Annotated in this window: 14 protein-coding genes; 6 read left to right on the forward strand and 8 right to left on the reverse strand. The window is 61.8% G+C overall.

Annotation, left to right across the window (positions count from 1 at the left end; all coding sequences use genetic code 11):
- Positions 1-9: 9 nt before the first annotated feature.
- From M52SOB_RS11970 to rplM, 4 genes are all read right to left on the reverse strand, one after another.
- Positions 10-285, reverse strand: a complete 276-nt coding sequence (locus M52SOB_RS11970; protein ID WP_131112017.1) for an MreC domain-containing protein — start codon at positions 283-285, stop codon at positions 10-12.
- A 116-nt stretch (positions 286-401) separates the two neighbouring features.
- Positions 402-1430 carry an N-acetyl-gamma-glutamyl-phosphate reductase gene (gene argC / locus M52SOB_RS11975; RefSeq protein WP_172601834.1) on the reverse strand — a complete coding sequence of 343 codons (1029 nt, stop codon included), beginning with the start codon at positions 1428-1430 and terminating at the stop codon, positions 402-404.
- Positions 1431-1596: 166 nt separating this feature from the next.
- A complete protein-coding gene (rpsI, locus tag M52SOB_RS11980; protein ID WP_131112019.1) occupies positions 1597-1989 on the reverse strand; it encodes a 30S ribosomal protein S9 in 393 nt (130 codons plus the stop codon).
- A 14-nt stretch (positions 1990-2003) separates the two neighbouring features.
- Positions 2004-2432 (reverse strand): 50S ribosomal protein L13, encoded by a 429-nt coding sequence (gene rplM, locus M52SOB_RS11985; RefSeq protein ID WP_131112020.1) that lies wholly within the window; start codon positions 2430-2432, stop codon positions 2004-2006.
- A gap of 263 nt (positions 2433-2695) precedes the next feature.
- Here rplM and M52SOB_RS11990 point away from each other — a divergent pair, with 263 nt between their 5' ends.
- Entirely contained in the window at positions 2696-3115 is a 420-nt protein-coding gene (locus M52SOB_RS11990) for an OsmC family protein (protein ID WP_431306338.1), read from the forward strand.
- Here M52SOB_RS11990 and coq7 read toward each other — a convergent pair whose 3' ends face one another.
- Genes coq7 through M52SOB_RS12005 form a run of 3 tightly spaced genes read right to left on the reverse strand, consistent with a single transcriptional unit; the run spans position 3116 to position 4805 of the window.
- The gene (gene coq7, locus M52SOB_RS11995) at positions 3116-3742 is read right to left on the reverse strand and encodes a 2-polyprenyl-3-methyl-6-methoxy-1,4-benzoquinone monooxygenase (RefSeq protein WP_172601835.1); all 627 of its coding nucleotides are present in this window, start codon (positions 3740-3742) and stop codon (positions 3116-3118) included.
- An 8-nt stretch (positions 3743-3750) separates the two neighbouring features.
- Positions 3751-4260: a CNP1-like family protein gene (locus M52SOB_RS12000; RefSeq protein ID WP_131112022.1), complete on the reverse strand. Its 510-nt coding sequence runs from the start codon at positions 4258-4260 to the stop codon at positions 3751-3753.
- Positions 4257-4805, reverse strand: a complete 549-nt coding sequence (locus tag M52SOB_RS12005; RefSeq protein ID WP_131112023.1) for an RNA pyrophosphohydrolase — start codon at positions 4803-4805, stop codon at positions 4257-4259. Before M52SOB_RS12005 ends, M52SOB_RS12000 begins: the two co-directional genes overlap by 4 nt.
- 111 nt (positions 4806-4916) lie before the next feature.
- Here M52SOB_RS12005 and M52SOB_RS12010 point away from each other — a divergent pair, with 111 nt between their 5' ends.
- Both M52SOB_RS12010 and M52SOB_RS12015 read left to right on the forward strand, forming a co-directional pair.
- Positions 4917-6644 carry a proline--tRNA ligase gene (locus M52SOB_RS12010; RefSeq protein WP_131112024.1) on the forward strand — a complete coding sequence of 576 codons (1728 nt, stop codon included), beginning with the start codon at positions 4917-4919 and terminating at the stop codon, positions 6642-6644.
- Positions 6635-7240 carry a lytic transglycosylase domain-containing protein gene (locus M52SOB_RS12015; protein WP_131112025.1) on the forward strand — a complete coding sequence of 202 codons (606 nt, stop codon included), beginning with the start codon at positions 6635-6637 and terminating at the stop codon, positions 7238-7240. Before M52SOB_RS12010 ends, M52SOB_RS12015 begins: the two co-directional genes overlap by 10 nt.
- Before the next feature lie 24 nt (positions 7241-7264).
- Here M52SOB_RS12015 and ffh read toward each other — a convergent pair whose 3' ends face one another.
- Complete coding sequence (gene ffh / locus M52SOB_RS12020; protein WP_131112026.1) at positions 7265-8638, reverse strand: signal recognition particle protein; 1374 nt, start codon at positions 8636-8638, stop codon at positions 7265-7267.
- A gap of 22 nt (positions 8639-8660) precedes the next feature.
- On the opposite strand from ffh, the gene M52SOB_RS12025 reads away from it, so the two are divergent.
- The 3 genes from M52SOB_RS12025 (at position 8661) to M52SOB_RS12035 (ending at position 12088) form a co-directional block, all read left to right on the forward strand.
- Positions 8661-9512, forward strand: a complete 852-nt coding sequence (locus tag M52SOB_RS12025) for a cytochrome C assembly family protein (protein ID WP_131112027.1) — start codon at positions 8661-8663, stop codon at positions 9510-9512.
- The gene (locus M52SOB_RS12030; protein WP_131112028.1) at positions 9512-10771 is read left to right on the forward strand and encodes an HlyC/CorC family transporter; all 1260 of its coding nucleotides are present in this window, start codon (positions 9512-9514) and stop codon (positions 10769-10771) included. Before M52SOB_RS12025 ends, M52SOB_RS12030 begins: the two co-directional genes overlap by 1 nt.
- Before the next feature lie 102 nt (positions 10772-10873).
- A complete protein-coding gene (locus M52SOB_RS12035; protein WP_131112029.1) occupies positions 10874-12088 on the forward strand; it encodes a type II secretion system F family protein in 1215 nt (404 codons plus the stop codon).

Below are 12088 nucleotides of genomic sequence, written 5' to 3' on the forward strand. Positions count from 1 at the left end.
GGTTATCACTCACCTCTTCCTGCTCGATTTTTCCGCCAACCGCTGCAGTACGGCCAGTTCTTCCTTGAGTCGGGCATTTTCCTCCATCAAGGCTTTGTGTTTATCGGTCAGCGATCGCTGCGCGGCCTGTTCGATCTGCAAATCGTTTTCACGTGCCGCCAACTGTCCGCGCAAGCGTTCGACTTCTTCCTCCAATGCCGCATTGGTTTTTTGCAGGGCCGCGATTTCCTCGGCATGGCTCATCGTTGCCAAGCGTTCGACAGGGTCGATCAGCCAGATCAGCACAGCCACCCCCAACAACGCTGCAACGAGCACGAATGACCGCGCATACCACGGCCGGTGCGGCCGGATTGCGACCTGCGGGGCGGTGATGCCGAACCGCCCGCGCCAGCGTCGCAGGATCAGGGCAAGACGGGAACTTGCGTGAGGCCAAGGCATTCGTCGAAACCGAACATCAGGTTCATGTTTTGCACTGCCTGCCCGGCCGCACCTTTGACCAGATTGTCGATCACCGACAGGATCACCAGCATGTCGCCGCCCTGTGGACGATGAACGGCGATGCGACAGACGTTCGCCGCCCTGACGGAACGGGTATCGGGATGGGACTTGGGGGGCAAGACATCGACGAAGGCTTCGCCAGCATAGCGCTTTTCATAGAGCGCCTGGATGTCCGCTTCCCTGGTGATACGCGCATACAGCGTCGCGTGAATGCCCCGGATCATCGGCGTCAGATGGGGAACGAAAGTCAGGCCAATCGGTGCGCCGGCGACGGCGGTGAGTCCTTGGCGAATTTCCGGTAGATGGCGGTGCCCCGCCACGCCGTAGGCCTTGAAATTGTCGGAAGCCTCGGCGAAAAGGATGTGCGTTTCCGCCTTGCGCCCTGCTCCCGAAACACCGGATTTTGCATCGGCGATCAGATGATCGATATCGACACATCCGGCTTCGATCAAGGGCAGGAAGCCGAGTTGCACCGCTGTCGGATAACAACCGGGATTGGCGACGAGACGCGCAGTCTTGATCTGCTCACGATTCATTTCCGGCAGGCCATAGACCGCCTCGGCGACGAGATCAGGGGTGGCGTGGGTCATGCCATACCATTTCTCCCAAAGGGAGACGTCCTTGATACGAAAATCGGCGGCGAGATCGATGACACGCACGCCGGCATCGAGCAGGCTGCGGGCCTGCTGCATCGCCACACCATTCGGCGTCGCAAAGAAGACGACCTGGCAGTCCTTGAGCGGCGCACTTGCCGGGTCGCTGAATTTGAGGTCGATCCGACCGCGCAAGCTCGGGAACATGTCGGCCACAGCACTGCCAGCCTCGGCGCGGGAGGTGATGGCCGTCAATTCCACCTCGGGATGTTGCGCCAGCAGACGCAACAATTCGACACCCGTATAGCCGGTTCCGCCAACGATGCCCACCTTGATCATGCTGAACTCCAATCGAAATGGGGATCATACCCCGATAATGAATAGGGACAAAAAAGCCGCCCGCAGGCGGCTTTTTTGACATGAAACGCCGGACAGCCAACCGCAACCACTTGCGTTCGATCGACCTGGCCGAAGTCGGCGATGCGGCGTTTGGCGAATGAAGGTATCAGCGCTTCGAGAACTGTTTGCGCCGGCGCGCCTTGTGCAAACCGACCTTCTTGCGTTCCACTTCACGCGCATCACGGGTCACGAAGCCGGCCTGTGAGAGCGCCGGTTTGAGTGTGGCATCGTATTCGATCAGCGCACGGGTGATACCGTGACGCACGGCACCGGCCTGGCCGGATTCACCACCCCCGGTGACATTCACCATGATGTCGAACGTGTTGAGATGCTGGGTCAGCTCGAGGGGCTGGCGCACGACCATCCGGCCGGTTTCGCGGGAAAAGAATTCGTCCACCGGCTTGTCGTTGACGATGATCTTGCCGCTGCCGTTTTTCATGAACACGCGCGCGACGGCGGTCTTGCGGCGACCGGTGCCATAGTAGTAATTGGCCGACATAGTGTGAGGTCCTGTCAGATTTCCAGTGTCTTGGGCTGCTGCGCGGCATGGGGATGTTCGGCGCCGGCATAGCATTTCATCTTCTTCAGCATCGCGTAGCCAAGCGGGCCTTTCGGCAGCATGCCCTTGACGGCTTTTTCGAGCACGCGGGCCGGGAAGCGCTGCTGCAGCTTGATGAAATTGGTCTCGTAAATGCCGCCCGGGAAACCGGAGTGGCGGAAGTACTTCTTGTCCTGGGCCTTGTTGCCGGTCACGCGCAGCTTATCGACATTGACGACGACGATGTAATCGCCGGTATCGACGTGCGGCGTGTATTCGGTCTTGTGCTTGCCGCGCAGACGTCGGGCGATTTCTGAGGCCAAACGGCCGAGCACCTTGTCCGTGGCATCGACGACGAACCAATCGCGCTTGACCTCATGCGGTTTGGCGGAAAAAGTCTTCATGGAAAGTCCTTGCTACCTGTGTCAAACAGCCGGTGGACGCGGCCGGTGGGTGTGACATGGGGGCCGAAACAGTCGGCCTCCACGCGGAAAGCCGCGCATGGTAGCGCAAAGGGCCGAAAAAAGTCAAATACTTTTCCAGAACGCGTGCCGTTCCACCAGCGCCGAGTTTCGCAGAGAGTGTTGCGAGCGATCAGGGGGTGGCAGGCGGCTACAATCGTTCCCAGCAGAATGAAATGTTCGAGTTCACAAGGAGGTCCAGTATGTTGGAATGCACGGTACATTGGCAGCCGCGCGGTATGAGTTTCGTCGCGGAAACCGGCTCCGGCCATATGGTGGCGATGGACGGCGCGCCCGAGGCCGGCGGGCGCAATCTGGCGCCACGTCCCCTCGAACTGTTGCTGGCCGGCACCGGCGGCTGCACCGCCTTCGATGTCGTATCGATCCTGAAGAAGTCGCGCCAGGACGTCACCGATTGCTCCGTGCGGATCACGGCCGACCGCGCCGAACAGGATCCCAAGGTGTTTACGCGCATCGACCTGCATTTCATCGTCAAGGGCCGCAACCTCAAGCCCGAGGCGGTCGAGCGCGCCGTCAAGCTGTCGGCCGAAAAATATTGCTCGGCCTCGATCATGCTCGGCAAGACCGCCCAGATGCACCACTCCTGGGAAATCGTCGAGCTCTGATCAGATCCAGTAGGCGGTCGTCGTCATCACTTTGGCGGCAAGTTTCATCGCTCCCTTGGCCAGCGGCGGCAGCTCGGCCGCGCCGAGACTGACCGCCATGCGCGCGTGAGCGATCTCGTCGGCCTTCATCTGATCGACAATCGCCTGCGAGCGCTGATCGGCAGCCGGCAACTGGCGTAAGTGTCCTTCCAGATGCGCCTCGACCTGCCGCTCGGTTTCCGCGACGAAACCGAGGCTGACCGGATCGCCCAGCCGGCCGGCGATCGCGCCGATCGTCCAGGCGCCGGCATACCAGAGCGGATTGAGCAGGCTCTTGCGGCCGCCCAGCTCTTCGATGCGCCGCTCGGTCCAGTTGAGATGCTCGGTTTCCTCCCAGGCAGCGCGCTTGAGTGCCTCACGCACCGCGCTGCTCGCCGCAGCGAAGGCCTGGCCGGCATAGAGCGCCTGCGCGCAGACCTCGCCGACATGGTTGATGCGCATCAGGGCCGCGGCGTGACGACGTTCGGGCTCAGTCAATTCCGGCTCGGGCAGGGATTCGCCAGGCATCGGTCGCTTGGTCGGCGCCGGAACGAACAGGGTGCGCAGCGCTTGATCGATTTGCAGGATGACGGGATCGAGCAGGCTCATTTCAGACCTCAATTCACGCTGGGATGTTTGCCCAACCGCAAGGCCTCGCGCCCTTCTTCGGGGGTCGCGATGGGGTTGCCGATCGGGCAGAAGAAATCATGCGCAAGCGCGGCATGGTGGCGGTAGGTCGGCTTGTCCGTGATCGGCCGCCACTCGCTGCGCCGGGCCACGGCCCAGGTGCCATCGGCACGCCCGGTGGCGTAGATCTTGTATTGGCCGGTGGCGCAGCGCATGCCTTCGAAGGTGATGTTGGTGACGCCGCCACGCGTGCGCACCACGAGTGTGTAGCGCACCACGCCGTCCTTACCGACACTCAGGCTGGTGCCGTCGATGAAATAGCGGTGCGGCGTCGTGGCGCTGACATAAAACTCGCGCAGGTTCGCTTCCCTGGGAAACTCGGGCAGCTGCGGCACCTCTTCCTCCCATTTCGGCGCGTCGGGATCCTCGTCGGTGAGCAGGCCGGCCGATACGTTGCTGGCCACGAACAACACGACGAATACGGGGAAAAGGCGCTTCATCGTTCTTCGGTCGCCGGTTCAGCAGCGGGTGGCTCATTCCAGGCTTCCGGTCGTCCAGATGGTTGGCCAGGAACGCGAAACAGCAAATGCGCCAGTTCGGTCAGCGCCCGTTGATACACGCCACGCTTGAATTCGATCACCGACTCGAGCGGCACCCAGTAGTCGCTCCAGCGCCAGGCATCGAACTCCGGTTTCGAGGTCGCGCGCAGACAGATGTCACTGTCGCGACCGATCAGGCGCAACAGGAACCAGATCTGCTTTTGTCCTTTGTAAGTACCGCGCCATGCGCGGCGCACCCATTGTTGCGGAACGTCGTATCGCAGCCAGTCACGCGTTCGACCGAGGATGCGGACATGCTCGGGCCTCAGGCCCACTTCCTCATAGAGCTCGCGGAACATTGCCTCTTCGGGCGTTTCCCCCTTCTTGATGCCGCCCTGCGGAAACTGCCAGGAATGTTCGCGAATTCGTTTGCCCCAGAATACCTCGTGACGCTGATTGGTCAGAATGATGCCGACGTTCGGGCGATAACCTTCCCGATCGAGCATGGTGAAACCTCAAATGTTGAACTGACGGAATTGTTTCACATTCGTCCGGTCGAGGAAAGCCGCATAGACCGTTAAAATCGCCCCCTGCCTCATTGATCCCGGATCCCCGCCATGCGTGCCAGCCAGTTCTTCATCAACACCCTCAAGGAAGCACCCGCCGATGCCGAAGTCGTCTCGCACAAGCTGATGACGCGCGCCGGCATGATCAAGAAGCTCGCCGGCGGCATCTACACCTACATGCCGATGGGCTTGAGAGTGATCCGCAAGATCGAAACGATCATCCGCGAGGAGATGAACCGCGCCGGCGCGATCGAGCTGTTGATGCCGATCGTGCAACCGGCCGAGCTGTGGCAGGAAACCGGACGCTGGGACAAGATGGGGCCGGAACTGTTGCGTGTCAAAGACCGCCATCAGCGCGATTTCGTCATCCAGCCCACTTCCGAGGAAGTGATCACCGACATCGCCCGCAGCGAAATCCACAGCTGGCGGCAGCTGCCGAAGAACTTCTACCACATCCAGACCAAGTTCCGCGACGAGCGCCGGCCGCGCTTCGGCGTGATGCGCGGGCGCGAATTCACGATGAAGGATGCCTACTCCTTCGATCGCGATGCCGCCGGCGCCGAAAAGAGTTATCAGGCGATGTACGAGGCTTATGTGAGGATCTTCGAACGCCTGGGCCTCAAATTCCGCGCCGTGCGTGCCGACACCGGCGCGATCGGCGGCTCGCTGTCGCACGAGTTCCAGGTGATCGCCGATACCGGTGAGGATGTGTTGGTGTATTGCCCCGATTCCGACTACGCCGCCAACATCGAGCTGGCCGAGGCGCTGCCATTGATTGCCGTCCGGCCAGCGCCGACTTTGGCGCTGCAAAAGGTCGCTACGCCGGAGACCACCCGCTGCGAGGATGTCGCGAAGTTGCTCGGCGTACCGCTCGAACAAACCGTGAAGTCGATCGTGCTGGCCGTCGACACCCCGCTCGGACCCGAGATCTGGCTGTTGCTGGTGCGCGGCGACCACGATTTGAACGAAGTCAAGGCCGTCAAGGTGCCCGGGCTCGACAATGGTTTTCGTTTCGCCACCGAAGCCGAGATCATCGACCATTTCGGCTGCCCGCCGGGATACCTGGGCCCGCTCAATACCAAGAAGCCGGTGAAGATCGTCGCCGACCGCACCGTCGCGAACATGGCCGATTTCGTTTCCGGCGCCAACGAGATCGGCTTTCACATCCAGGGCATCAACTGGGGACGCGACCTGCCCGAGCCCGACATCGTCGCCGACATTCGCAACGTCGTCGCCGGCGATCCTTCGCCGGACGGCAAGGGCAAACTCGCGATCCAGCGTGGTATCGAGGTCGGTCACGTGTTCTACCTCGGCACCAAGTATTCGGCGGCGATGAACTGCACTTATCTGGATGAGACCGGCAAACCGCAACTGATGGAGATGGGCTGCTACGGCATCGGTGTCACCCGGCTCGCCGGCGCGGCGATCGAACAGAATCATGACGAAAAAGGCATCATCTGGCCCGATGCGATCGCGCCGTTTACCGTGGTGATTTGCCCGGTCGGCTGGAGCAAGTCGGATGCCGTGCGCCAGGCTGCTCTCGACCTCTACGAAAAACTCATCGTCTCGGGTATCGACGTGATCCTCGACGACCGTGACGAGCGGCCCGGGGTGATGTTCGCCGACTGGGAGCTGATTGGCGTACCGCATCGCGTCACCATCGGCGAACGCGGGCTCAAGGAAGGCATGGCGGAATATCAGCACCGGCGCGATGCGGCAGCCGTGAAAGTGCCGCTCGCCGACATCGCCTCGTTCGTGCGCGCCAGGGTATGCGTCTAGCTTTGCTGGTGTTGCTGGCCTGCCTGGCGCTGCAGGCAAAGGCCGGCGCCCAGAAATACGAGCCGCTGGCAGCCAGCGTGCAGGCTGCGCTGCATGCCGCGATCGCCGATCGCGCCGCACCCGAGCCGCGCTTCGACAGTCTGCAGGAAAAAATCGACTGGCTCACAGAGATGTCGCGTCGCCTGGCACGGCGCATGCCGGATCGCGAAGCGCGGCTCGAATTCCTCAAGACCGTGCGCTACGAAGCCCAGCGCGCCGGGCTCGATCCGCAGCTCGTGCTGGGACTCATCGAAGTGGAAAGCGGCTTTCGCAAATACGCTGTCTCGACGGCCGGGGCGCGCGGCTACATGCAGGTGATGCCCTTCTGGATTGATCTGATCGGCGAAAAAAGTCACAACCTGTTTCACCTGCGCACCAACCTGCGCTATGGCTGCACGATCCTGCGGCATTATCTCGACATCGAGAATGGCGACCTGTTTCGCGCCCTCGGCCGCTACAACGGCAGCCTCGGCCGGCCGGAATACCCGAACATGGTGCGCGCGGCGTGGGAGAAACGCTGGAACTGGGGCCCGCGCATCATTCAGGCGCGGCAGTAGTGCCGTCTCACCAGCGCCGATTTTTCAGCGCGGCATTCCTGACATGCCACCCCGCCCCATCAGCCCTTTCGCGGCACGCAGCATCTTCGCCATGCCACCCTTGGAGAACTGTTTCATCATCTTCTGCGTCTGCTCGAACTGATTGAGCAGTCGGTTGACCTCCTGCACCGGCACACCGGCGCCCGCGGCGATACGCCGCTTGCGGCTGGCCTTGATGATCTCGGGCTTCGCCCGCTCGGCCGGCGTCATCGCGTCGATGATGCCGACGATACGGCGGATCGCCTTGTCCTCGACCGCGCCGCCCGCCTGCTGGGCCAGCGCGCCGAACTGCGCCGGCAACTTGTCGAGCAGGGCGCCGATGCCGCCCATGTTGCGCATCTGGGCGATCTGCGCCTTGAAGTCGTTGAGATCGAAGCCCTTGCCGGACTTCATCTTCTTGACGAAGGCCTGAGCCTTTTCCTGATCGACGTTGCGCTGCGCCTCCTCGACGAGACCGAGGATGTCGCCCATGCCGAGGATGCGGCTGGCCATGCGATCGGGATGGAATTCCTCGATTCCGGTGAGCTTCTCGCCGACGCCGGCGAACTTGATCGGCTTGCCGGTGACATGGCGCACCGACAATGCCGCACCACCACGGGCATCACCGTCGAGCTTGGTGAGGATCACACCGGTCAAGGGCAAGGCTTCGTTGAAGGCCTTCGCGGTATTGACTGCGTCCTGACCCTGCATCGCATCGACGACGAACAGCGTCTCGATCGGCTTGAGCTGGTCGTGCAGCGCGCAGATCTCCGCCATCATCGCTTCGTCGATCGCCAGCCGGCCAGCGGTATCGACGAACAGCACGTCGTAGAAATGGCGCTTGGCGTAATCGAGCGCCGCGGCGGCGATCTCGGTCGGTTTCTGGCCGGCATGCGAGGGGAAGAAATCGATGCCCGCCTGCGCACAGACGGTTTTCAGCTGCTCGATGGCGGCCGGGCGATAAACGTCGCAGGAAACCGCCAGCACCTTCTTTTTCTGCCGCTCTTTCAGCCACTTGCCGAGTTTGGCGGTGGTCGTCGTCTTGCCCGCGCCCTGCAGGCCGGCCATCAGGATGATCGCCGGCGGCTGGCAGGCGAGATTGAGCTCCGCCTTCGCGCCGCCCATCAGCTCGGTCAGTTCGCGATGCACCACGCCGACGAGCGCCTGGCCGGGGGTCAGCGAGCCGACGACTTCCTGGCCCAACGCATTTTCTTTTACGCGCGCGATGAAATCCTTGACCACCGGCAAGGCGACATCCGCCTCGAGCAGCGCCATGCGCACCTCGCGCAGCATCTCCTGGATGTTGTCTTCGGTCAGGCGTGCCTGGCCACGCAGCGTCTTGACGATGCGGCCGAGCCGTTGGGTCAGATTGTCGAGCATGGGCTTGGTGTAGACTTTGGATATGCCAACGATTTTACTGCATCCCCCCCTTCCGCACCTGCTGGCTGCGCTGCTGTATGTCGGTCTGGCATTCCATTTCTGGCGCACGCGCTGGCGCGGCGCGGTGCTCGACCAGCCGGTCAAGGGTTTGGCCATCTGGGAGCGAACCTGGCTCTTCATTGCGCTGGTGATCCACGGCATGACGCTGGGGATCGAAGTGCATCCTGCAGGGTTCGAATCGACGCGTTTCGGCTTCGCCGTCGCCCTCTCGCTGATGATGTGGCTGGCGGTGGCCTTCTACTGGGTCGAGAGCTTTTATGCCCGCATGGAAGGCTTGCAGATGCTGGGGCTGCCGCTGGCCGCCTTGTGTACGCTCCTGCCGCTATTGATTCCCAGCCAACACATCCTGGCCAATGCCGGATCATTGGCATTTCGTATCCATCTGCTGATGGCGATGCTCGCCTACAGCCTATTCACTTTGGCCGCGTTGCACGCCATTCTGATGGCGATCGCCGAAAAGCGCCTGCATCGTGGCCGCATGACGCCACTCTTCGCCGGTCTGCCACCGCTGCTGACGATGGAGAATCTGCTGTTCCGGCTGATCCACATCGCCTTCTTCCTGCTCACACTCACTCTGGCCTCGGGCATCCTCTTTTCCGAACAGATCTTCGGCAAGGCGCTACCGTTCAATCACAAGACGGTGTTCGCCCTGTTGTCGTGGATCATTTTTGCCTGGCTGCTCGCCGGGCGCCATTTCCGCGGCTGGCGAGGGCGCATCGCATTACGCTGGACGCTGGCGGGCTTCGTCACCCTGTTGCTCGCTTACGTCGGTAGCCGTTTCGTGCTCGAAGTCCTGCTCGGTCGGCCCGGCTGATGGGAGATTACCCGCTCTCGGCGCTGTCGATAGCGCTCGTGGTGCTGCTGGTGTTGTCGGGCTTTTTCTCGATGTCCGAAACCAGCATGATGGCGGCCAACCGTTACCGCTTACGCCATCTCGCCAGCCAGGGGCATCGCGGCGCACAGCTGGCGATGCGGCTTCTCGCCAGCACCGACAAGATGCTCGGCGTCATCCTGCTCGGTAACAATCTGGTGAATGCCGCCGCGGCCACCCTCGTCTCGGTGATCGCGATCGAACTGTTCGGCGAAGAGGAATGGGCGCTGGCGGCCGGCACGCTGTTCGTCACCTTCGCGATTCTGGTGTTTTCGGAGATCACGCCGAAAATCATCGGCGCCGCGAATGCCGACCGGATCGCGGTGGTACTCGCCTTCCTGCTCTGGCCGCTGCTGCGCCTGAGCCACCCTCTGGTCTGGTTCATCAACCTGTTTGCCAGAGGCTTGCTGAAAATCCTGCGCCTCGAGCCTGCCGGCGGCGAACCGGCCGCGCTCACCACAGAAGAGCTACGCACTGTGGTGCTGGAATCGGGCCGTTATCTGCCGGAAGCCCACCGCGATATCCTCGTCAACCTGTTCGATCTCGAACACATCACCGTCGAGGACATCATGACGCCGCGCGGGGAGGTCGAGAGCATCGACATTGCGGCGCCGATCGAAGAAATCCGCGACCAGCTGGCCACCAGCTTCCATACCCGTCTGCCCGTCTATGAGGGCGAGCCCGGCAATGTGATTGGCATCTTGCATTTACGCCGCCTGCTCGCACCGATGCTTACCGATGGTCTCGATCATGCGGCTCTGCGGGAAAATCTGGCGACTCCCTATTTCATCCCGGCTGAAACCCCGGCTTATGACCAACTGAGGTTTTTTCGCGAAAACCGGCAGCGGCTCGGCCTGGTCGTCGACGAATATGGCGAACTGCTCGGCCTGGTGACGATCGAGGACATCATCGAGGAAATCGTCGGCAAATTCACCAGCGGCATGCCGGGCAGTGAACTGGCGCTCGGCTGGGCCGAGGATGGCACCGCCCTGGTCGATGGGGGGCACAGCCTGCGGGAAATCAACCGCGTACTCGGCCTCGATCTGCCAGTCGATGGCCCGAAAACCCTGAATGGCCTGATTCTCGAACACCTGCGCGACATCCCCGAGCTCGGCGTCTGTCTGCGCATCAACGGCATTCCGATGGAAGTCATCCAGACCGAGAACCGCCGCGTGAAAGTCGTGAAGATTTACCGTCCGTGAGGCGCTGTCGCCACGCCCCGGGGGAAAAGGCGAGTTATTCCGCCTTTACAACGGCGCCCAGGCAAGGCATTATCACTATGCATAAATTCGCAAGGAGCAGGCATGGCCACAGCCAAACGGGATGACTTCCTGTCGGTCTACAACTGGGAAGGCAAGGACAAGAGCGGCAAACTGATTCGCGGCGAGCTGCGCGCCGCCTCGCCGACGGTCGTCCGTACCACGTTGCGCCGCCAGGGTATTCTCGTCACCAAGGTCGCCAAGCAATCGTTCCGCAGTCGAGGCAAGGTCACCGACAAGGACATCACGCTGTTTACGCGCCAAATGGCGACGATGATGAAATCGGGCGTGCCGCTTCTGCAGGCCTTCGACATCGTCGCCAAGGGGGCGAGCAATCCGGCGCTGACGAAACTGATTCTCGACATCAAGACCGACGTCGAGACCGGTGCGGCACTGAACCAGGCATTCCGCAAGCATCCGCTGTATTTCGAGCCGCTCTATTGCAATCTGGTCGAAGCCGGCGAGCAGGCCGGCATTCTCGACCAGGTGCTCGATCGCCTGGCCACCTACAAGGAGAAGACGCAGGCCATCATCGCCAAAATCAAGAGCGCCCTGTTCTACCCAATCTCGGTGCTGGTGGTCGCCTTCATCGTCACCGCGGTGATCATGATCTACGTCGTGCCGCAGTTCAAGAAGGTGTTTACCAGCTTCGGCGCCGACCTGCCCGGCCCGACTCTGGTCGTGATGGCGATTTCCGACTACTTCGTCGACTATTGGTACATCATCTTCGGCGTGCTGTTCGGCGGGATTTATGCTTTCTTCTATGTCTGGAAGCGTTCCGAGAAAATGCAGATGTTCATGGATCGCCTCGCGCTGCGCCTTCCCATCTTCGGCGAAGTGATCCGCAAGGCGACCCTGGCGCGCTGGACGCGCACCTTATCGACAATGTTCGCGGCAGGCGTGCCGCTCGTCGAAGCTCTCGACTCGGTGGGCGGCGCCTCCGGCAACTACATCTACCGCGAAGCGACGAAACAGATCAAGGCGGATGTCAGCACTGGCTCGAGCCTCACCGTCGCGATGCAGAATACCGGTGTCTTTCCGAACATGGCGATCCAGATGATCTCGATCGGCGAGGAATCCGGTCAGATCGACGCGATGAGCGGCAAGGTGGCCGATTTCTACGAGCAGGAGGTCGATGATGCCGTCGCCCGGTTGTCGAGCCTGATGGAACCGATGATCATGGTCGTGCTCGGCGTGCTCATCGGCTCGATCATCGTCGCGATGTATCTGCCGATCTTCAAGCTCGGCGCGGTCGTCTGA

Origin of the sequence: Sulfuricystis thermophila (genome assembly GCF_004323595.1) — a bacterium.
Lineage (GTDB): Bacteria > Pseudomonadota > Gammaproteobacteria > Burkholderiales > Rhodocyclaceae > Sulfuricystis > Sulfuricystis thermophila.